The organism is Aeromonas sp. 159, assembly GCF_963862045.1.
GTDB lineage: Bacteria > Pseudomonadota > Gammaproteobacteria > Enterobacterales > Aeromonadaceae > Aeromonas > Aeromonas veronii.
The window spans coordinates 44,122-64,289 of the sequence record NZ_CAWLMI010000018.1; the positions used below are offsets into that span (position 1 = coordinate 44,122).

Here is a 20,168-nt window from a genome sequence, read left to right on the forward strand (position 1 = left end):
ATATTTTTCATGCGTGCCCGGTTATGGCTAGTTGCTGCACTGATAGCGCCAACGCTCCATGCGTCGGAGCTTGTCTATCGCCCCGTCAACCCCAGCTTTGGGGGTAACCCTCTCAACAGCAGTCATCTGCTTGGCACCGCCAATGCGCAGAATGATTACAAGGATCCCGCCAGTGGCAGCGGTAGCAGCGGCACCTCGGCGCTGGATCGCCTGACCTCCAACCTGCAATCCCGCCTGATCAGCCAGCTGTTGGCCGATATCGGCAAGGATGGCAGCCAGAGTGGCAGTCTGGTGACCGATGATTTTGCCATCAATGTGGTGGATGAAGATGGCACCCTAGTGGTTTCGATCACCGACCGGGTGACCAACCAGACCACCATGATCGAAGTGAATGGCCTGATTGCCGACTGAGGGCGCGATGAAACGACAACTGTTATTGATAGTGCCCCTGCTTGCGCTGGCTGGCTGTGCGACCCATATCGGCTCACCCGTTGCCGATGAGAAGGCAACCCTTATGCCGCGATCCGTCTCTTACAAGGAGCTGATCAGTCTGCCCAAGCCAAAAGGGAAAATTGTCGCGGCCGTCTACGATTTTCGCGATCAGACCGGTCAGTACCTGCCTGCACCGGCGTCCAACTTCTCCACGGCGGTCACCCAGGGTGGGGTGGCCATGCTGAGCACGGCCTTGTGGGACTCTCAATGGTTTGTGCCGCTGGAGCGAGAGGGGCTGCAGAACCTGCTGACTGAACGCAAGATTGTGCGGGCGGCCCAGAACAAGCCCAACGTTCCCGGCAACAATGCCAATCAACTGCCCTCTCTGGTCGCCGCCAACATCCTGATCGAGGGGGGGATAGTCGCCTATGACAGCAATGTACGAACCGGCGGGGCGGGGGCCAAGTATTTCGGCATCGGTGCCAGCGGGGAGTACCGCGTCGATCAGGTGACGGTCAATCTGCGAGCCGTCGATATCCGTTCTGGCCGGATCCTGAACAGTGTCACCACCTCCAAGACTGTACTGTCGCAACAGGTGCAGGCCGGGGTATTCCGTTTCGTCGAGTACAAGCGCCTGCTGGAGGCCGAGGCCGGTTTCAGCACCAATGAGCCGGTACAGATGTGTGTCATGTCGGCTATCGAGTCCGGGGTGATCCGGCTAATAGCCAATGGCGTGCGGGACAATCTGTGGCAACTGGCCGACCAGCGGGATATCGACAATCCGATCCTGCAGGAGTACCTGCAAGACAATGCCCCGCTACTTTGAGTTTTCCCGCTCGTGCAATGCCCTCCCTGGTGGAGGGCATTTTTTTGGCCTCCATCGAATACGAATTAAGACTTTCTGCTCAGCGACAGGGCGGCGCTTTTCATCCTCGAATCAGCGGAGTGCCTGATAGGCCGCCTCTGGTCTGACAGGGATACTGTGGGCGTTTTCCAACAAGGCGATGGCGCGATGAAACACCTGTTGAGTGCTCTCTTTTTCCTGCTGATATCGGGCGCCCCGCAACTCGCCGCAGAGCCTGCCGTCTTCGACGAGCTGGCGATGGCAAGCGAGCTGGATTCCGGTCTGCAGAACGATGGGAATCAGGCGCTGTTGTGGCAACTCGGTGGCGAGCAGCAACTGCACCTCACCCAGCAAGGGGGGCTGAATCAGGCGCGCCTGCTGCAACAGGGTTGGGCCAATGAGTTGGCACTCTCCCAGGTGGGAGATGAGAACTGGGTCAATGGTGCGCAACTGGGCGAGGGCAATAGCGCCGAACTCTATCAGGCGGGCATCAATAACCGGATTTGGCTGCTGCAACAAGGCAGCGGCAATGAAGCCTGGATCAGTCAGCAAGGGGCAGACAATCAGGCCCGGGCGATCCAGCTGGGTGATGGCAATCAGGCCAGCATCGAACAAAACGGTAACGGATTGGCGGCAACCGTTATTCAGACGGGAGCCAATCAGCAAGTAAATGTCGTTCAAACCAACTGAGCCTAGGCTCAACCATTAGCACGAGAGGGAAATCATGTTTAAACGTACCATCATTGCCTCGGCAGTTCTTCTGGCGACCAGCACCGCTTGGGCTGCATCTACTGGCAATCAGGCTGAGGTTACTCAGGCTCAATTCTCCAGCGGCAACCTGGCGTACATCCAGCAGGTCGAGGAGAGCACGGCTAACAAGGCGGCGATCTATCAACAGGGTAACGACAACCTCGCCTTGACCGAGCAGCGCAATACCGGTGCTTCCACTGCTGATATCAAGCAAGCCGGTGGCCAGAACGAAGGGGAGGTATTGCAGCAGGGGGTGACCAATAAATCGACCGCGACCATTGATACCAGCGGGCAGCTGAACAAGGCCTCGATTACCCAGCAGTACTATAACGGTGAGGCCACTGCCCGGGTGAGCCAGCTCGGTGACAGTAACAATGCTCTCATTAAACAGGATGATGGTAACGGCGCCATTTCAGTGATTGAGCAGCAAGCGGATGGTAACAGCGCGCAGATCAATAACTACTGGTCTGATTATGCCAGCGCGACCATTACCCAGTCAGGAGAAGGTGGGCATATTGCGGATGTCGATCAACGCGAATCCGATGGTGCCGTTGCCAGCGTGGCTCAAGAGGGTGGCAATAACACGGCCTTAGTCGCACAACGTACAAGCAACTTCGGTTACGGCGCAAACGAGGGCACCTCTGCGGTCGTCAAGCAAAGTGGCAATGACAACACTGCCGAGGTCACTCAGCTGGGGCTGGCCAACGTGGCAACAGTGGAGCAAAGCGGGACCGCTGGCAGCGTGACAGCCCAGCAGTCTGGTGCAACCGCCGGACAAGGGAACAACCTGCTGGCCAAGCAGGCTGGTTCCGGTGAAACCGCCCTTCTGACCCAGACCGGGAGTCGTAACCAGATCGACTCTGAGCAGAGAGGTTCTGAGGATCTGTTGACCATCACCCAGAATGGTAACGAGAACATCGCCAATGCCAGACAGAGCGGAACTGGTGAAACGGCGGTCGTGACTCAGCTGGGTAATGGCAACCAGGCCGATACCAACCAGCAGGGGTCTGGCAACACTGCACAGGTCACTCAGAATGGCAGCAATAACCAGGCAGTGGTTGATCAGCTGGCCAGCAGCGTGGGTGGGTCTGTCACTATCGATCAGTTGGGTAGCGACAACTATGCCAATGCAGTGCAAGAGGAAGGTAGTCGCAACAAGGTCGATATTGACCAGAACGGCACTGGCAACCAGGTTGCCGCCGCGCGTGGCGTTGAGGGCAAAGGAGCCTGGACCTGGGGCTCGGACAACGAGCTGGTCGTGGCTCAGAAAGGCACTGACAACTGGGCTTATGCCGATGCGTCTCACTCTGACTCTGTGGTGACAGTGACTCAGGATGGGAAACTGAACAGCGCCAAGGTCGAATCCTATCTGGGGAGCGACAACACGCTCACCGTGAGCCAGTTCGGTGAAAAACACGTGGCCAACGTTTACGTCAATGGCGGCATGGGCGGTGGCAATAATGAAGTCGACGTAGCACAAACCGACAGCCTCAACACTGCCAATGTGACTGTCTATGGCAGCGATAACATGGCCTATGTCTATCAGGGTTCTGGTAGCAACTGATGGTCATCTCCGGATTCAGGGGCCTGCGGGCCCCTCTTTTATTGGCGCTGCTCTGTGGGTTGATGCTGGTTCATCGCGTCGCGTCACCAGCAAGCGCAAGAAACACCGAGGTGGAACCCGATCCGTCGATCCGCTTGTCCCTCAATATGGTGCAGAGCGAACAGGGGCTGTCACTTGCACCGACGCTGCTCAGCAAGCGCAACTTGAAGGTGAGCTTCAGGTTGCTGGTGTATGGCGAAGGGGCCGCCGGGAGCACGACTCAGCGCCAGAGCCGTAATCTGTCGCTGCAGGCTGGAGTGGTCATGGCGGCTGGCAAAATTGGGCTGGGTTTGCGTTGCCCCTATCGGGTCGAGGTCACCGCCAGGATATGGCAAAACGAGCGGCTGCTGGTGGAGAAAAAAGAGCAGATGGCGTGCGCCGGATGATGCGCATTTCATCTCATGACTGTCTATTCATCCAGTAGTCTCTATGCCATACTGACTCGCTCAGGTTTCCGTATCGAGCGTGCAACAAGATGGAAAAGATCGTGGTCCGGGGTGCTCGCACCCACAACCTCAAGAACATCAATCTGACCCTGCCCCGCGACAAGCTGATCGTGGTCACCGGCCTCTCCGGTTCGGGCAAATCCTCTCTGGCGTTCGATACCCTCTATGCCGAGGGGCAGCGCCGCTATGTGGAGTCCCTCTCCGCCTATGCCCGCCAGTTCCTCTCCCTGATGGAGAAGCCGGACGTCGACCATATCGAGGGACTCTCGCCCGCCATCTCCATCGAGCAGAAGTCCACTTCCCATAACCCGCGCTCGACCGTCGGCACCATCACCGAGATCTACGACTACCTGCGTCTGCTGTTCGCCCGGGTCGGTGAGCCGCGCTGCCCGACTCACGCCATCCCGCTCGCCGCCCAGACCATCAGCCAGATGGTGGATCAGGTGCTGGCCCAGCCTGAGGGGAGCAAGCTGATGCTGCTGGCCCCGGTGGTGCGCGATCGCAAGGGGGAACACACCAAGCTGCTGGAGAATCTGGCGGCTCAGGGCTACATCCGTGCCCGCATCGATGGCGAGGTGTGCGATCTCTCAGATCCTCCGACTCTGGAGTTGCACAAGAAGCACACCATCGAGGTGGTGGTGGACCGCTTCAAGGTGCGCGATGACCTTGCCTTGCGTTTGGCCGAGTCGTTCGAGACGGCGCTGACCCTCTCCGGCGGCATCGTGCTGGTAGTGCCGATGGACGGGGAGGAGGGGGTTGCCCCCATGACCTTCTCCGCCAACTTCGCTTGCCCGGAGTGTGGCTACTCCATGTCGGAGCTGGAGCCGCGCATCTTCTCTTTCAACAACCCGGCTGGTGCCTGCCCGACCTGCGACGGTCTTGGGGTGCAGCAATATTTCGATCCCGCCAAGGTGATCGGCGATCCGGCCATCAGTCTGGCCAACGGCGCCATCCGTGGCTGGGACAAGCGCAGCTTCTACTATTTCCAGATGCTCAAATCCCTCTCCGAGCACTACAAGTTCGATCTGGAGACGCCGTGGGAGGATCTGCCGCCGAAGACTCAAGAGGTGATCCTGCGCGGATCCGGTCGCACCGAGATCGAGTTCCGTTACATGAACGATCGCGGCGACGTGGTGGTGCGCAAGCACCCGTTCGAGGGGATCCTGCACAACATGGAGCGGCGCTACCGGGAGACCGAGTCCAACTCGGTGCGTGAAGAGCTCTCCAAATACATCGCCAACAAATCCTGTGCCAGCTGCGGTGGCAGCCGACTGCGGGAGGAGGCGCGCCACGTCTTCGTCGACAACCGCAACCTGCCGGCCATCGCCGAGCAGTCCATCGGTGATGCGCTGGCCTTCTTCGAAGGGTTGAATCTGACCGGCCAGCGCGCCCAGATCGCCGAGAAGATCTTGAAAGAGATCGTCGAGCGGCTCGGCTTCCTGGTGAACGTTGGCCTCAACTACCTGAGCCTGTCGCGCAGTGCCGAGACCCTCTCCGGCGGTGAGGCGCAGCGGATCCGGCTGGCCAGCCAGATCGGTGCCGGTCTGGTAGGTGTCATGTATGTGCTGGACGAGCCTTCCATCGGCCTGCACCAGCGTGACAACGAGCGGTTGCTCAAGACCCTCACTCACCTGCGTGATCTTGGCAACACGGTGATCGTGGTGGAGCACGACGAGGATGCCATTCGCCTCGCCGACCATGTGCTCGATATCGGCCCGGGGGCCGGAGTCCACGGCGGTGCCATCGTCGCGCAGGGCACGCCGGAAGAGATCATCAATAATCCCGAGTCGCTGACCGGTGACTACCTCTCCGGTCGCAAGCAGATCGCCATTCCCGCCGAGCGCACGCCGCTTACCGGCAACTGGTTGAAACTCAAGGGGGCGAGCGGCAACAACCTGCGCAACGTCAACCTGGATCTGCCGATCGGGGTGATGACCTGCGTGACCGGCGTCTCCGGCTCTGGTAAGTCGACCCTGATCAACGACACATTGTTCCGCATCGCTCACCGCGAGTTGAACAAGGCCACCGAATCCACCCCGGCGCCCTATCGCAGCGTGGAAGGGCTGGAGCATCTGGACAAGGTGGTGGATATCGACCAGAGCCCTATCGGCCGTACCCCGCGCTCCAACCCGGCCACCTATACCGGTCTGTTCACTCCGATCCGCGAGCTGCTCTCCGGCACCCAGGAGGCGCGTTCGCGCGGCTACCAGCCGGGCCGCTTCTCCTTCAACGTGAAGGGGGGCCGCTGCGAGGCGTGTCAGGGGGATGGCGTCATCAAGGTAGAGATGCACTTCCTGCCGGATGTCTACGTGCCGTGCGATGTCTGCAAGGGCAAGCGCTACAACCGCGAGACCCTGGAGGTGAAGTACAAGGGCAAGAATATCCACGAAATCCTCGAGATGACGGTGGAAGATGCCCGCGAGTTCTTCGATCCGGTGCCGGCGGTGGCGCGCAAGCTGCAGACCCTGATGGACGTGGGCCTCTCCTATATCCGTCTCGGCCAGTCTGCTACTACCTTGTCGGGCGGGGAGGCGCAGCGGGTCAAGCTGGCGCGGGAGCTCTCCAAGCGGGATACCGGTCAGACCCTCTATATTCTGGATGAGCCGACCACCGGCCTGCACTTCCACGACATCCAGCAACTGCTCAAGGTGTTGCACCAGCTGCGGGATCGCGGTAACACCATCGTCATCATCGAGCACAACCTTGATGTGGTAAAAACTGCCGACTGGATTGTCGATTTGGGGCCAGAGGGAGGCGCCGGTGGTGGCCGCATTCTGGTGACGGGGACGCCGGAGGAGATTTGCGCTAATAAAGAGTCTCATACAGCTCGTTTTTTACGACCGCTATTGGCGCGATAAGCCGTTATAATCGAGGGGCCTTTGGCCCCTTTTTGTTATAAAAATCGGGAGCATAGGGGGAAGCTCGTCAAGTGTGGGCAGGCTTGGCATCTCAGCATCATGGTAATGGATATATCGGGTTATGGCTCAGGCTCCGCGCACGATTGATCATCAGTTGGCTTACTCCATGTTCCCCATCTGGCTGGGGGCGATCCTGCTATTGCTGGTCCTGCTGGCGTGGGCCCAAATCCCGGCTGCCAGCCGGATTGAAGAGCAGCGAATGAAGGAGCATCTGCTGCGCGTGACCAAGGCGGTGCAGGCGGATGTGGCCGCTCTGGATGCATTCAGTCGGGATTGGGGCATCTGGGATGACAGTCACCGTTTTATGGACAACAAAAGCAGGGCGTACATCGAATCCAACCTGTTCAGTGATATGCCGATGCGGGATTTTAGTCTCAACCTGATGAGCTTCATGGATCTCACCGGCTACGAAATCTGGACGCGCACCCTGCTACCCGATGCGCCGGGGATCAATCCGGACCAGTTTCCCTACTTCCTTGATGAACTGAAAAAGCAGTTAAGGGCGCGCTCGGTGGCGCAAGGGGGCATCAATCTGCACGGGATCCGTGCTTCCCAGTGGGGGCCGCTGATGTACTCGTGGCAGCCGATCAGAAACAGTGACGAGTCGGCACCGTTCAACGGTTTCTTGCTGGTTGTACGTTGGCTCGACAAGGCCTATCTCGAGCAGGTATCGGAGCGTACCGCGCTGCCTCTGGCGATTTCCCACGCCAATCTGGATATCACCGCTACCTTCAAACAACTGAAACCGCAAATAACGTATCGCCTGATCGACCTTGGGCTCACCCGGCTTAGGGGAGAGGTGCGACTGCTCAACAGCGATAACCAGCCGGTGCTGACTCTGGTGATTGAGGAGGAGAGAAAGATCTTGAGTGGTGTCATGGAGGGGGCGCTCTGGACCTTTATCGGCATGCTGTTTATCAGTTTTATCTGCGTCATGATCGCCATGTATCGGCTCAATAGCATTGTGCTTACCCCGTTGCAGCAGCTGGTGTCGGCGCTGCAACGCTTTGGCGATCGGCCAGATGCCACCTTGATCCCCTATATCGACAGCAGCGCCGAGATGGCGACCCTGAGCGGCAAGTTCAAGGAGATGGCCAGCAAGGTCAGTCAGCAACACGATGATTTGTTGGAAAAATCCAGCCAGATGGAGATGGCTGCATTCACCGACCCCTTGACCCGTTGTTTCAATCGTCGCTATCTCGATGGTTGGTTGCAGGCCAACCGGGCCAAACCTTGTCTGTTATTGCTGCTGGATCTGGATCATTTCAAGCGGATCAATGACCGCCTTGGCCATGACATCGGGGATCTGGTGCTGAAACAGTTGGCGGATCTGCTGCGCAAGGTGGTGACAGGAGAGCGCGAGCCGATCATCCGGTTGGGCGGGGAGGAGTTCTTGTTGCTGCTACAAGTGGATGACGAGCAAGAGTTGGCGTTGCGGGTCGAATATCTGCGCCAGCGTGTCGCTCAGCACCGCTTTGGCAGAGAGGATGCGCCACTCAGGTTGACGGTGTCGCTGGGGTTCTGCCGCTATCCGTTGCACCCGGAGTGTCCGGATTCATTCTGGAGTCATAGCTTCAAACTGGCTGACATGGCGCTGTATCAGGCCAAAGTCGGCGGGCGAAATCGGTGGTGTGGCTACGCAGGTAGCCTCTCTGCTGAGGGAATGGGCCAGACTCCGGAACAGCTTGCCGAAGGGGGGCATATCACCCTGCTGCACTCTATCAATCCGGATTAACCCTGCCGTACCAATACCAGATAGGCCAGGGCGACAATAAAACCGAGCAGGATAAAGAGAAAGGATCCGATTCCCCACACGGCTGCGAGAAAGGCCCCCACCTTTTGCCATTTCGACTCATTTTTCATAAATAAACCATTACTTCCCAGTAACTTGTATGGCGCAAAAAATACGCTGATTTGCCCATATTAACAACAATTAATAGCCGCTCTGCCGCGCAATAAGGTGTGGTTTGTTTGCTCCTTTTGGCGCTGGGTGCGGGTAGTTACAACCTGTCGAAACAGGTATTTCGGCTTGTTTTCTGGGGACTCAACGAGATTGGGATGGTGCGCAAAGATGTCACACCAATCGATTTATTTCTGTGCAACCTTTGCTCCAAGTCAATAACTTTGCATTTACAAGGGCATATAGTCAGCGGGCTTACAGCATCAAATGAAAACAAAAAAGGGATTACGTGATGAAAAAATTACTTCCTCTGATGATTGCCGCTGCAGTGACCTCTCCTTTCGCCATGGCCCATCAGGCTGGCGATATTCTGGTTCGTGGTGGTTTGGCTGTAGTGTCTCCACAAGACAGTGGTAACAGCTTTGAAATCAATGACAATGCTCAGCTGGGTTTGACTTTGACCTATATGGCTACAGATAACTTCGGCGTTGAGTTGCTGGCTGCTACCCCATTCTCCCATTCAGTGAAGATTGGCGATACCGAAGTAGCCAAGGTCAAGCATCTGCCGCCAACCCTGATGGCTCAGTACTATTTTGGCGATGCCCAGAGCAAGGTTCGTCCGTACGTCGGTGTTGGTGTTAACTACACCAATTTCTTTGACGAGAAAGGTCGTGGCCCTCTGACCAACAGCGATGTGAGCCTGGATGATTCTTGGGGTGTTGCTGGTCAGGTTGGTATCGATATGGCGATCACTGACCGCTGGTTTGTCAACGGCTCAGCCTGGATCATGGATATCGACACTGATGTGCATGTAAACGGTGGAGATGGAATCAAAACCAAGATTGACCCAATGGTCTTCATGGTTGGTGCGGGCTACCGCTTCTAATGATTCTGACTGCGGTTCTGAACGGACCGCGGAAGATAGCAAAGTACGTCTCTTTCAGCCCGGCTTGTGCCGGGCTTTTTTCGTATGGCTGATTTTGTCTGTACTGTGATCCAACCCGATACAAATCAATTAAATACCTACCGCTTTATTTCAGTTATTCGCCACCCCTGCCGATAGTGACTATGTTCACTTTACCTTCCCCCAATGAGTGAGGATGTCTCCATGGGTTTATCTATCGTGCAGCGGATCATCGCCGGATTCGTGTTGATGCTGCTGTTGCTGATCCTGCTTGGTGTGATCAGTACCTTTAAAATCAAGGGTATAAATGACGGCCTCTCTGCCGTATCTGACCGGGCAACCCCGCTGGTCGTGGCTGTCGCAGGCCTCAAGGGGGCACTGCAGGATAGCAACCGCTGGGTGCTGGTCTACCGCACCAGTGAAGATGCCGCCCAGTTGCCGCAGCTGGCCAATCAGTTCAAGGAGCAGCAGAACCGCTTCGCCCAGCTGAGTCAGGAGATGGGTAAATTTACCGATGTAGCGGATGCTCGTGCCCGCTTCCAGCAGGTCGAGAGTGCTACCACCCAATTTTATGGCTTGGCGGATCAGGTGTTGGCCCAGCATCGGCAGTGGGTCAGTGCACTGGAGCAGCGCCACAAGCTGGAGATGGAATTTATCCGCCTTGAGGATACCTACCAGTGGGCGGCGGATTTGCTGCTGCAACAGACCGCCAGCAAGCGCTCCATGCGCAACAAGGCGGAGCTTATTACCTCGGGTATCGCCCGCGACCTGAAGAATATCCGCCGTGCCGATGCCAAAACCGACCTGAACGAGCTGGAAAAGGTGTTGAGCAAGGACATCGAGATGGCCCGCAAGCGGTTGGAGCGGGTGCTGGTGCCCGATGATGTGAAAGCGCGCTTTGTCTCCAATCTGGATCGGATGCAGGAGCTGGCACTTGGCGCTCAGGGCTTGCTGGCAACCATGCGTCAGGCTCAGCAACTGGCGCTGTCGCTGGCCACGCAAAATCAGCAGCTGGATGCCAGTCTGGTCAACAGCCTCAATTTGCTCGATGAGATGGGCAAGTCTGCCGGAGCCATCGCCAGCGATAGCCGGATCAATGCCGATGCAGCGGTCAGTAGCGCCAGCTTCTGGATCCTGGTGGTTGCCGCGATGTCGGCCGCTGCCGCACTGGTGATCGGCTATACCACGGCGCGCAGCATTCAGCGCCCGTTGCAGATGATCAACAAGGAGCTCGATTACATGGCGGCCGGTGACATGACCCGCCGCATCAACTACCGCAGCAGTTGCGAATTTGGCAGCCTCTCTCGCTCCATCGATACGCTGGCGGGCAAGACCGGCGAGCTGCTCTCTCAAATCAATGCAGGCTCCCGCCATCTGGTGGATGAAGCGAGCCGCGCCGCCGAGATCAGCGAACGGGCCATGTCCCGGGTGCAGGAGCAGAAGAGCCAGACCGATCAGGTGGCCGCCGCCATTACCGAGCTGGAAGTGAGCGCCACCGAGGTGGCCCGCTCTACCGATGGTACCAAGCGGGAAGTGGATCTGGCCGATGAAGAGGCGCGCAATGGGCGCCAGAAAGTGGCCACCACTCGCCGGATCACCGAGCAGTTGGCTGGTGCCATGGAAGAGGCGGTCGGGATCACCTACAAGCTTGGGGAATTCAGCAACAACATCGGCAGCATTCTCGATGTGATCCGCAGCATCGCCGAGCAGACCAACCTGCTGGCGTTGAACGCCGCCATTGAAGCGGCCCGTGCCGGCGATGCCGGTCGCGGTTTTGCGGTGGTGGCCGATGAGGTACGGGCGCTAGCAAATCGCACCCAGACTTCGACCGAAGAGATCCAGGGGATGATTGAGAACCTGCAAAGCTCCAGCAAGCATGTGGTTGAAGTGATGGGGCGTAGCCAGGAGCAGACCCAGAGCTGTGTCGAGCAGACCCGCGAGATGGATGTGGCGCTGCAATCCATTGCCGATCGGATGGGGGCCATCAAGTCGATGGCGGATCAGGTGGCCCATGCTGCTCAGGAGCAGATCTCCGTCAGTCAGGGGGTTGCTCGTCATATCGCCGGTATTGCCGATGTGGCATACGAGACCGAGCGGGAGGCGCGCGAATCCGCCAGCAGCAGCGAAGTGCTGGCCGACCTGGTCGCCAAACAGCAGCAATTGATCGCACATTTCAAGGTCTAGGAGGGCTTATGTCTAAAAAGTGGATTGGAGCCCTGAGTCTCCTGTTGTGTGGCCAGCTGATGTCCAGCGAGCTGGTGATTGAAAGCTGGCGAACCGATGACAAGGCGTTGTGGGAGCAGAAGATTATCCCGGCGTTTGAAGCGGCTCATCCCGGCATCAAGGTGAGTTTTCATCCAGTGCAAAACGTCAACTACATGCCCACTCTGTGGGAGAGCCTGAAAGGCGGTAAGGCGGGGGATCTTATTACCTGTCGTCCGTTTGATGACTCGCTCGCCCTGTTCAAGGCGGGCCATCTGGCCGAGCTGACCGAAATGGCAGGGATGGAGAACTTCCCGAGTTTTGCCCAGTCACCGTGGCAGACTGACTCCGGAGCCCAGACCTTCTGCGTCCCCATGGCCTCGGTGATCCATGGCTTCTTCTATAACAAGAAGATCTTCAGTGAGTTGGGACTCACCTTGCCGCAAACCCGCGATCAGTTCTTCGCCGTGCTGGACAAGATCAAGGCCGACGGTCGCTATGTGCCGCTGGCCATGAGTGGTTCCGAGAGCTGGGTTGCCTCCGAACTGGGGTTCCAGAACATTGGCCCCAACTACTGGAAGGGGGAGGACGGCCGTCTGGCACTGATCGGCGGGCAGGAGCGGCTGGACAACCCGCAATATGTGAAGGTGTTCGACGAGCTGGCCCGCTGGCGTTCCTACCTCGGTGAAGGTGGCGAGAGCCGCGATTATGCGACCAGTAACGAGCTGTTCACTTCGGGCAAGGCCGCCTTCTACGTGGCGGGCTCCTGGGAGATTGCCCCCTTCACCGGCAAGGTCGATTTTGGCGTCATGCGTCCGCCGGTGGCCAAACAGGGTGATGGCTGTTTCTTTACCGACCACACCGATATCGGTATGGGGATGAATCCGGCCAGCAAGAACAAAGAGGGTGCAATGGCCTTCCTGCAATGGCTGACGACGCCGCAATTTGCCGAGCTCTATACCAACTCGCTGCCGGGATTCTTCTCCCTCTCCAACCACTTTTTCGATGTCACCAATCCGGCGGCCAAAGAGATGATGGAGTGGCGCGATCAGTGTGACTCGACCATTCGGGTGGCGACCCAGATCCTCTCCCGTGGTACGCCCAAGTTGGGGGATGAACTGGCCGAGGTGAGTCAGGCTGTGCTGCTTGGCAAGATGGAGCCCAAGGCTGCCGCGGATCGACTGGAAAGTGGCTTGAAGGGCTGGTATGCCCCTCATCAGGGCAACAAGGCCAAGAGCGCGGATTGTCAGTGTGATGCGGTTGCCCCTGCTCCTGTTTCAGCGCCGACGACTGAGGTGTCCGCAGCTCCCGCGACCAGTGAAACATCGGCCGTGGTGTCACCTGCTGTGACTCCCGCAGAACCCGCATCAGCGGCCGCTGCCCCATTACCGGCGCCGTCGGATGAGGTGGAGCAGGCGCTCTCCAACGAGCTGGAGGCGCCACAGCAGCCACAGCAATAGGTCATCTGCATCAATAAGAGCGGGAGGCATCAGCCTCCCGTTTTTTATGGCTCGCGGCCAGCAGGTATCGCTTTATTGTGCTTCGTGGGGCCAGCGGCAGAGGCTGCCGATGCGGGCAACCGGGGCAAACCCCAGAGAGCGGTAAATGCGCTGGGCATGGTAATGCTCGTCAGCCACTATGATCAGCTGTTTGGCACGGGTTAATCCTGCGCGAGCCACTTGACTCAGTAGCTGGCGGCATAACCCCTGGTTGCGCCACGCATGGTGCGTGCGTACCAACTGGAAGCGCCCAAGTGTGCCGCAAAAGAAGAGGCCGCAGCTGGCGACCAGTTGCCCTTTTTGCCAGATCCCCCACCAGTCCCCGAGACCATCGGCAATCATGGCCTGATAGAGCGCCTGGCGGGATCGCAGATAGGGAAGATAGCTTTGTTCCGAGTGTCCCTCATCCCGTTCATGGAGTTCGAAGTCGAGCCACTCAGGCCAATCAGCAGTGGTGAAGGTGCGTGCCTCAACCTTGTTCATGTCGCTGTGAGGGGGCGGGCAACTCTGTTCATCCAGCGCCAGCACCACGCACTCCATATATTGGTAACCCGTTGCGACAAAACCGGCGATCCGGCTGTTTTGCCCGGCCGCCAGTGGCCATTGGAAGGTGCGGTGGCGCACTCGAGGATCCTGGCCGATCAGCTGATCAAATGTGGCTTCCAGCCAGCCTTTGTCACGGTCGCTGGGCGGGGTGGGGAGCAGCAGGTAGTTGCCGAAGTAGTAGTCGGGAGCATCCGGCGTGCGAACCGCCCAGAACTGATCGTGCTGAACGACCTCGCCCTGATAGCGATCGAACAGCAAGTCGGTGGCAAAGCCGGGGTGGGTATCCATGATGGTGCTCCTGCAAAGACTCATTCTATTATCGGCAGGAGTGGGAAATAGATGAAAAGGGGCCGGAGAAACCTCCGGCCAAACAATCACACGCAGATTCAGAACGTCCAGGACGATCTGCCCCCATCATAACTCGACTGGGGCAATTTTGGGATGGGCACTTTTCGGTTACGTACCGTTAATTTTGTAAATATGAAGTTCGTCAGATCGGATGTGAGGTAAATCCCTGTTGACTTTGTGTCGTTTTGCCCATAAATATAAAGACGTTTAGACGTCCAAACATCCGTTTTGACGTAGGCAGATGGATTGCAGGACAGGGAGAAGAGCATATGGGATTTCACAGTGCACGTCAGGTTGAGGCGCTCAACCAGAGCTTGGCAGATTTGAATGGCGATATATCGGTCAGTTTCGAGTTTTTTCCGCCCAACAGTGAAGGGATGGAGAATACCCTCTGGCAGTCCATCGAACGGCTGAAAGTGCTGGAACCCAAGTTCGTCTCCGTCACCTATGGCGCCAACTCCGGCACCCGTGATCGCACCCACAAGGTGATCAAGGACATCAAGGAGCGGACAGGCCTGATTGCCGCGCCGCACCTGACCTGTATCGATGCCAGTCGCGACGAGCTGCGCACCATCGCCCGCGATTACTGGAACAGCGGCATTCGCCATATTGTGGCTCTGCGCGGTGACTTGCCGCAGGGGTTGGAGAAGCCGGATATGTATGCCACCGATCTGGTTGCTCTGCTCAAGTCAGAGGCGGACTTCGATATCTCGGTTGCCGCCTATCCGGAAGGGCACCCGGAGGCCAAGAGTGCGCAATCCGACCTGCTCAACCTGAAGCGCAAGATTGATGCTGGTGCCAACCGCGCCATCACCCAGTTCTTCTTCGATGTGGAAACGTATTTGCGCTTTCGGGATCGCTGCGCGGCCATCGGTATCGATGCCGAAATCGTGCCGGGGATCCTGCCGGTCTCCAACTATCAGACCCTGGCCAAGTTTGCCGGTTTTACCAACGTGAAGATCCCGCGCTGGATGCATCAGCGTTTCGAGGGGCTGGATAACGATCAGATGACCCGCAATCTGGTGGGGGCGAGCATCGCCATCGATCAGGTGCGCGTGCTGAGTCAGGAAGGGGTGAAGGATTTCCACTTCTATACCCTGAACCGCTCCGAGCTGACCTATGCTATCTGCCATACTCTGGGGGTTCGTCCCAAGGGTTGACCGGTGGTCACCGCGATAAAAGCAAAAAGCCAATGAGTTGCTCATTGGCTTTTTCGTTATGGCCGATTATCAAGGTCTGGTCGGGGCGATCTCTTTTGGCTCAAGATCGATGACCGCATTACCGGCAGCCCCCGGATACTGGCGATAGACCTGATCCTGCTCCAGTGTGTAGAAGGTATCCAGATAGTCGTCGTTGTTGGTCATCCAGGAGTCGGGCAGTGCCTTGACGATGCGACCGCCGAGATCGAGGAAGGGGAGGGCTTCCGGCACGCCACCCGCAGTAAAGCCGAGTTTGAGAGCTTCAATTAGCAGGGCGCTCAGCTCCTTGTAGTTGACGTTGTCATCCTGCTCCATCATCACCACATCGACGGCACCCCAGCGATAGCGATCCCAGTAAACCAGGATCTGGTTGGGGGTGTAGTCTGTGTTGTCATAGTCGAGGTAGGGCATGTCGACAATATCGACTACTGGCTCATCCCGGCTGGGATTAACCCCTGCGACCACTGCATACACTTCGGCCGCGCCGAGTAGCCAGGGCTCCTGATCATCCTTCAGTCTGATCTTTTTCAGGATACTGGTCTTGAGTGGCGCCGTGCTGGCCGCCACTCGCGGCGCGCTTTGCAGATCCGCATCGGCCAGCGCCTTGCGCATCACCTTCAAGCCTGCGTTCTTGGTTTTGACGGGATCGGCTTCGACTACCAGAACCGGCCGGGCCGGAGCCTTGTCCACATCCAGATAGACGGGATTGCCAGCACTATCGAACGCTTCAATGGCGCTCCAGCTCTTCTCATCCCCACTTGGAACATAGGCGACCAGCGGTTCGACGCCCTGCTGCAGTGCTGTGGCCTGATCGGTGTTGGCCAGCCTCAACTGCATCAGTTGCTTGACCTCGCCATCCAGTCCTTGCCGGCTGATGGCTGCCTGGTTGGCATCGCTCGCCTGCCGTTTAAGGCGCGGGCTGGCCTTCTGCAGCAGGTTGGAAAGCGGGCTCTGGTATTGCTGATTGCTCAGCAGGGGCAGCAGGTTTTTCTGCTGAAGTGCGAGCTGGCGAGCCAGCTCTCGATCCGTATCGGCAGCCTGGACGCTCGTAGCACCCAGTATGGCCAGTAGTAACAAGACAGCCTGATTTTTCATTTTTATACTCCGTTGCATGGAACCTGACAGGGCACCATGTCCGTGAAGATTGGTGCCCTGACGCCACTAGAAGGAAATTAGTTTCACTTGTGAATCATTTTCTGTGGATAGTGTGCAGAGGTTCACGGTTTGAGGTTCAATTGATTCCTTTGTCGATATGATTGGAACTGATAGATAGCCAGACCAATCAGCAGACCCCAGCAGGCCGCCGCGATGCCGAGCAGGCTGATCCCGGACGCGGTAATGATAAAGGTGAGCAGTGCAGCTTCTCGCGCTTCATCCTGTTGCAAGGCAGAGTGCAGGCTGCTGCCGATGGTGCTTAGCAGGGCCAAACCAGCGACGCAGGTGACAAGGGCTGCCGGAAAGGCGCTAAACAGGGCCGCGACGGTTGCGCCGAAGCAGCCGGTCACGAGATAAAAGCAACCCGCCCATACCGCAGCTGGCCAGCGGCGCTTGGTATCCGGGTCGACCTCTTTGCCCATGCAGATGGCGGCAGTGATGGCGGCCAGATTGAAGGCATAGCCGCCAAAAGGGGCGAGCAGCAGGCCAGTCAGGCCAGTCCAGCTGATCAGCGAGGAGGTGGCAGGCTGATAGCCGTGGGCCCGCAAGATGGCAATTCCCGGCATGTTTTGCGATGTCATGGTGACAATGAACAGCGGCAGCGCGATACCAAACAGAGCATCAAGGGAGAAGGCTGGCCATGTCCAGACCGGGCTGGCGAGTTGCCAGTGAAGGGTGCCCATTTGCAAATCCCCCCGCACGCTGCAGATCAGCATCCCCACTCCCAGTACTAGCACCATGGTATAGCGGGGCCAGAGATGACGACCCAGCAGGAAGGCCAGCAGCAGGGTGCCAAGCAGCAAGGGATCTTGCTGGGCGACCTTGAACAGCTCCAATCCGAATCTGAGCAGCACGCCAGCGAGCATGGCGGCGGCCAGTGGAGCCGGAATATGTTTCATCAAACGGTCGAACCAGCCGCTGATGCCACACAGCGTGATCAGCAGGGACGAGATCACAAAGGCGCCGATGGCTTCCGCCAGAGTGAAGTTGCCCAGCGTGGTGATCAGCAGTGCCGCGCCCGGTGTGGACCAGGCGGTTAGTATGGGTATGCGGTAATAGAGAGAGAGGCCGATGCAGCTCACCCCCATGCCGATCCCCAGCGTCCAGAGCCAGGAGGCAACTTGGGCAGTATCAGCACCTGCTGCCGTGGCGGCCTGGATGATCAGGATAACGGAACTGGTGTAGCCGACCATCACGGCGATAAAGCCTGCGACCAGATGGGGGATGGCGAAGGGCATGACTCTTCCTCTTGGCGTTGTGACGCGCTGTGCGTTATTACGTACAATACAGCTTTGACTATATCGTCGTGCGCTATAGCGCACAAGGCGCATCGTGCAAGAGTAATAAAGAGGCAGTTATGCAAGAGATGAGTCAGCATCTGGCTGCTCGACTGAAGGGGCTACGCAGCGAGCGCGGCTGGAGCCTGGATGCCGCCGCGCGCGAAACGGGTGTCAGCAAAGCGATGCTGGGGCAGATTGAGCGGGGAGAGTCCAGCCCAACGGTGGCGACGCTGTGGAAGATAGCCACCGGTTTTCGAGTCTCATTTTCCAGTTTCATTGAGCCCACACCCGCCGCGCAGGCTGAGGTGCTCTATCGCACCGCCGATGCCATTCGCCAGCAGCCAGCGGGAGAGGGCATGCAAGTGGCTCCGCTCTTCCCTTATGAAAACCGGTTTGGCTTCGAATTGCTTGAGCTGACCCTGTTGCCGGGTTACCAGCGTGAATCCGAGCCCCATGAGCCGGGAGTGACCGAACATGTCATCGTCATAAGTGGCATGATGGAGGTGCTGGTGGAAGGGGAGTGGCGTTCATTGGTGCAAGGGGAGGCTGTGCGTTTTGCTGCCGACCGTCCCCACGGTTATCGCAATCTGGGCATAGCCCCGGCGATTTTCCACAACCTCATCCACTATCCGGTGGCAACACCCTGAACATGTTCCGCAGTCATCAACCCGGTCGACCATCTGCTCTGGGGCGGATCAGTATCGGGGTATAGACCCAGACAAACAGACCATAAGCAGCGATCCAGGCAAGCGCGCTGAGGTTCCAGCCATGCAGGGTATAAGCAGGCCAGAACAGCGGAATCGCCACCCGCATTGTAGCGGCAGCGATGACCAGGGCGAATGCGCCAGTGATCCTGCGTCCTATCAGCAAGGCCCGACCGCTATGGCCGAGGGAGACTCGCGCAATCATGCCCAGGATCATGGTGCCCATACAGCCTGCGCTGAGCAGGTGACTGGCCATCGACAACGTGATGGGCAGACCCGCGCTATGTGCCGCAAGGGCGAGCAGGCCAAGAGGGATAAACAGATAGGCGAGATGGAGTGACCACAGCAGGGGATGCGCAACGGTCGATGGCAGATGCCAACGCAGTTGTCGCCACAGATGCAAACTCGCCGCCACTATATAGAGAGGCACTATATATATGCTGGTGACCCATTGAGTGGGGAGCAGCAACCAGCAGAGCAATATAAGCCACAGTGCCGCGAGCGCAGTCCGTTCCAGCCAGAGTAGAGGTGCAGCTTTCTCCTGACCGGTTGCCCGGGCGGTGAAGAACGGAATCACCCTTCCCCCCATCACGGCGATCAGGGTGGTAAACAACAGCACAGTGGTAATCAATAGGTGCTCAACGGTGGTCCAATCGGCCTGCCATAACCAGCTGGCACCATTGAGCAAGGTCAGTATCAGCAACAGGGGCACGAAGAAGAGGTTGCGCCATTGCCGGGTTATCAAGATAGGCTTGGCAAGGAACCAGGTGCAAAGCGGCAACCAGAGCAGGTCTGCCGCCATCAGGAGCGTATTCTCTTCACCCAGCCAGGGTAACAAGGTCCTTGGCAACATCCACAACCCCACCACCATTGCCAATGGCCAGCTCCGAACACCGGGATGGGCCGTCCAGTTCTGCACCGCGGTGAGCAGAAAGCCCGCGACGATGGCAGCCCCGAAACCAAACAGCATCTCATGACCATGCCACCAGGTCGGGTTGGCAATCCCTGGCAAGGTTAGCCAACCGTTGAGCTGCCCCAGCCAGAACAACATGGCGACGGCCGCAAACAGAGCCCCGAACAAGAAGAAGGGTCGGAACCCCAAGCGGAACAGCGGGACGATTTGCTCTTCCTTATGGCTATCGAGGATTTGATGCATGAGGGCATTCCAATTGAACATTTGAGATGGCAATTATAAATTGGCTTTTCAAATGTTCAATTTAAATCCGGCAATAGTCAGAATTGATGCCATTTTGAGCAAAAAAAGAGGTGGTTGCTTGATATCTGAGCGAACGAACTTTTTTGCTGAAAAAGTCCTTGTCATCCCAGCGCCGCTCCCTATAATGCGCCCCTACCAGCACGGCGGAACACGCCGAACTGATGAGCCAGCTTCCTAGCGAAGTGGGCGCCAAAAGAAAGGCGAAAACAATCGCTTGACTTT

The 20,168-nt window shown here is 57.8% G+C and carries 18 protein-coding genes; 12 read left to right on the plus strand and 6 right to left on the minus strand.

Translation table 11 applies throughout. From position 1 onward, the window contains the following. Positions 1 to 9: 9 nt before the first annotated feature. The 7 genes from AACR14_RS03870 to AACR14_RS03900 all read left to right on the plus strand — a co-directional run bounded on the left by AACR14_RS03870 (position 10) and on the right by AACR14_RS03900 (position 8,728). Positions 10 to 411, plus strand: a complete 402-nt coding sequence (locus tag AACR14_RS03870) for a curli assembly protein CsgF (RefSeq protein WP_019445195.1) — start codon at positions 10 to 12, stop codon at positions 409 to 411. Between the two features lie 7 nt (positions 412 to 418). Next, a complete protein-coding gene (locus AACR14_RS03875; RefSeq protein WP_005355003.1) occupies positions 419 to 1,258 on the plus strand; it encodes a CsgG/HfaB family protein in 840 nt (279 codons plus the stop codon). Between the two features lie 186 nt (positions 1,259 to 1,444). Continuing rightward, complete coding sequence (locus AACR14_RS03880; RefSeq protein WP_019445196.1) at positions 1,445 to 1,966, plus strand: curlin; 522 nt, start codon at positions 1,445 to 1,447, stop codon at positions 1,964 to 1,966. Between the two features lie 34 nt (positions 1,967 to 2,000). After that, the gene (locus tag AACR14_RS03885) at positions 2,001 to 3,590 is read left to right on the plus strand and encodes a curlin (RefSeq protein WP_019445197.1); all 1,590 of its coding nucleotides are present in this window, start codon (positions 2,001 to 2,003) and stop codon (positions 3,588 to 3,590) included. A gap of 110 nt (positions 3,591 to 3,700) precedes the next feature. After that, positions 3,701 to 4,015 carry a hypothetical protein gene (locus tag AACR14_RS03890; RefSeq protein ID WP_236285060.1) on the plus strand — a complete coding sequence of 105 codons (315 nt, stop codon included), beginning with the start codon at positions 3,701 to 3,703 and terminating at the stop codon, positions 4,013 to 4,015. Positions 4,016 to 4,104: 89 nt separating this feature from the next. After that, positions 4,105 to 6,933 (plus strand): excinuclease ABC subunit UvrA, encoded by a 2,829-nt coding sequence (uvrA, locus tag AACR14_RS03895; RefSeq protein WP_019445199.1) that lies wholly within the window; start codon positions 4,105 to 4,107, stop codon positions 6,931 to 6,933. A gap of 121 nt (positions 6,934 to 7,054) precedes the next feature. Beyond that, positions 7,055 to 8,728 carry a diguanylate cyclase gene (locus tag AACR14_RS03900; RefSeq protein WP_019445200.1) on the plus strand — a complete coding sequence of 558 codons (1,674 nt, stop codon included), beginning with the start codon at positions 7,055 to 7,057 and terminating at the stop codon, positions 8,726 to 8,728. Here the strand turns inward: AACR14_RS03900 and AACR14_RS03905 are convergent. After that, positions 8,725 to 8,856 carry a hypothetical protein gene (locus AACR14_RS03905; protein ID WP_019445201.1) on the minus strand — a complete coding sequence of 44 codons (132 nt, stop codon included), beginning with the start codon at positions 8,854 to 8,856 and terminating at the stop codon, positions 8,725 to 8,727. The two genes, AACR14_RS03900 and AACR14_RS03905, sit on opposite strands and share 4 nt — an antisense overlap. Positions 8,857 to 9,185: 329 nt before the next feature. On the opposite strand from AACR14_RS03905, the gene AACR14_RS03910 reads away from it, so the two are divergent. The 3 genes from AACR14_RS03910 to AACR14_RS03920 all read left to right on the plus strand — a co-directional run bounded on the left by AACR14_RS03910 (position 9,186) and on the right by AACR14_RS03920 (position 13,459). Further along, positions 9,186 to 9,779, plus strand: coding sequence for an OmpW family outer membrane protein (locus AACR14_RS03910; RefSeq protein ID WP_019445202.1), 594 nt, complete (start codon positions 9,186 to 9,188; stop codon positions 9,777 to 9,779). Positions 9,780 to 10,001: 222 nt separating this feature from the next. After that, complete coding sequence (locus tag AACR14_RS03915) at positions 10,002 to 11,981, plus strand: HAMP domain-containing methyl-accepting chemotaxis protein (protein ID WP_005341553.1); 1,980 nt, start codon at positions 10,002 to 10,004, stop codon at positions 11,979 to 11,981. 8 nt (positions 11,982 to 11,989) lie between these two features. Next, positions 11,990 to 13,459: an ABC transporter substrate-binding protein gene (locus AACR14_RS03920; RefSeq protein WP_019445203.1), complete on the plus strand. Its 1,470-nt coding sequence runs from the start codon at positions 11,990 to 11,992 to the stop codon at positions 13,457 to 13,459. A gap of 72 nt (positions 13,460 to 13,531) precedes the next feature. On the opposite strand, the gene AACR14_RS03925 is transcribed toward AACR14_RS03920, so the two are convergent. Beyond that, complete coding sequence (locus AACR14_RS03925) at positions 13,532 to 14,332, minus strand: GNAT family N-acetyltransferase (protein WP_019445204.1); 801 nt, start codon at positions 14,330 to 14,332, stop codon at positions 13,532 to 13,534. A gap of 329 nt (positions 14,333 to 14,661) precedes the next feature. Here AACR14_RS03925 and metF point away from each other — a divergent pair, with 329 nt between their 5' ends. Further along, positions 14,662 to 15,552, plus strand: coding sequence for a methylenetetrahydrofolate reductase (gene metF, locus AACR14_RS03930; RefSeq protein ID WP_005340191.1), 891 nt, complete (start codon positions 14,662 to 14,664; stop codon positions 15,550 to 15,552). A gap of 69 nt (positions 15,553 to 15,621) precedes the next feature. Here the strand turns inward: metF and AACR14_RS03935 are convergent, their stop codons facing one another. Both AACR14_RS03935 and AACR14_RS03940 read right to left on the minus strand, forming a co-directional pair. Beyond that, positions 15,622 to 16,686, minus strand: coding sequence for a DUF3103 family protein (locus AACR14_RS03935; RefSeq protein WP_019445205.1), 1,065 nt, complete (start codon positions 16,684 to 16,686; stop codon positions 15,622 to 15,624). A 122-nt stretch (positions 16,687 to 16,808) separates the two neighbouring features. After that, positions 16,809 to 17,984, minus strand: a complete 1,176-nt coding sequence (locus AACR14_RS03940) for a benzoate/H(+) symporter BenE family transporter (protein ID WP_019445206.1) — start codon at positions 17,982 to 17,984, stop codon at positions 16,809 to 16,811. A gap of 119 nt (positions 17,985 to 18,103) precedes the next feature. On the opposite strand from AACR14_RS03940, the gene AACR14_RS03945 reads away from it, so the two are divergent. Beyond that, positions 18,104 to 18,673 (plus strand): helix-turn-helix domain-containing protein, encoded by a 570-nt coding sequence (locus tag AACR14_RS03945; RefSeq protein WP_019445207.1) that lies wholly within the window; start codon positions 18,104 to 18,106, stop codon positions 18,671 to 18,673. A gap of 16 nt (positions 18,674 to 18,689) precedes the next feature. On the opposite strand, the gene AACR14_RS03950 is transcribed toward AACR14_RS03945, so the two are convergent. Further along, positions 18,690 to 19,886 (minus strand): NnrS family protein, encoded by a 1,197-nt coding sequence (locus tag AACR14_RS03950; RefSeq protein ID WP_026034916.1) that lies wholly within the window; start codon positions 19,884 to 19,886, stop codon positions 18,690 to 18,692. Between the two features lie 61 nt (positions 19,887 to 19,947). After that, the coding region (locus AACR14_RS03955) for a hypothetical protein (protein WP_237714690.1) at positions 19,948 to 20,168 on the minus strand (221 nt) is incomplete at its 5' end.

Excerpts from the sequence above, each read along its gene's own strand:
- AACR14_RS03870 (WP_019445195.1), top strand. The coding sequence starts at position 10 with ATGCGTGCCCGGTTATGGCTAGTTGCTGCACTGATAGCGCCAACGCTC.
- AACR14_RS03875 (WP_005355003.1), top strand. The coding sequence starts at position 419 with ATGAAACGACAACTGTTATTGATAGTGCCCCTGCTTGCGCTGGCTGGC.
- AACR14_RS03880 (WP_019445196.1), top strand. The coding sequence starts at position 1,445 with ATGAAACACCTGTTGAGTGCTCTCTTTTTCCTGCTGATATCGGGCGCC.
- AACR14_RS03885 (WP_019445197.1), top strand. The coding sequence starts at position 2,001 with ATGTTTAAACGTACCATCATTGCCTCGGCAGTTCTTCTGGCGACCAGC.
- uvrA (WP_019445199.1), top strand. The coding sequence starts at position 4,105 with ATGGAAAAGATCGTGGTCCGGGGTGCTCGCACCCACAACCTCAAGAAC.
- AACR14_RS03900 (WP_019445200.1), top strand. The coding sequence starts at position 7,055 with ATGGCTCAGGCTCCGCGCACGATTGATCATCAGTTGGCTTACTCCATG.
- AACR14_RS03905 (WP_019445201.1), bottom strand. The coding sequence starts at position 8,856 with ATGAAAAATGAGTCGAAATGGCAAAAGGTGGGGGCCTTTCTCGCAGCC.
- AACR14_RS03910 (WP_019445202.1), top strand. The coding sequence starts at position 9,186 with ATGAAAAAATTACTTCCTCTGATGATTGCCGCTGCAGTGACCTCTCCT.
- AACR14_RS03915 (WP_005341553.1), top strand. The coding sequence starts at position 10,002 with ATGGGTTTATCTATCGTGCAGCGGATCATCGCCGGATTCGTGTTGATG.
- AACR14_RS03920 (WP_019445203.1), top strand. The coding sequence starts at position 11,990 with ATGTCTAAAAAGTGGATTGGAGCCCTGAGTCTCCTGTTGTGTGGCCAG.
- AACR14_RS03925 (WP_019445204.1), bottom strand. The coding sequence starts at position 14,332 with ATGGATACCCACCCCGGCTTTGCCACCGACTTGCTGTTCGATCGCTAT.
- metF (WP_005340191.1), top strand. The coding sequence starts at position 14,662 with ATGGGATTTCACAGTGCACGTCAGGTTGAGGCGCTCAACCAGAGCTTG.
- AACR14_RS03935 (WP_019445205.1), bottom strand. The coding sequence starts at position 16,686 with ATGAAAAATCAGGCTGTCTTGTTACTACTGGCCATACTGGGTGCTACG.
- AACR14_RS03940 (WP_019445206.1), bottom strand. The coding sequence starts at position 17,984 with ATGCCCTTCGCCATCCCCCATCTGGTCGCAGGCTTTATCGCCGTGATG.
- AACR14_RS03945 (WP_019445207.1), top strand. The coding sequence starts at position 18,104 with ATGCAAGAGATGAGTCAGCATCTGGCTGCTCGACTGAAGGGGCTACGC.
- AACR14_RS03950 (WP_026034916.1), bottom strand. The coding sequence starts at position 19,886 with ATGCATCAAATCCTCGATAGCCATAAGGAAGAGCAAATCGTCCCGCTG.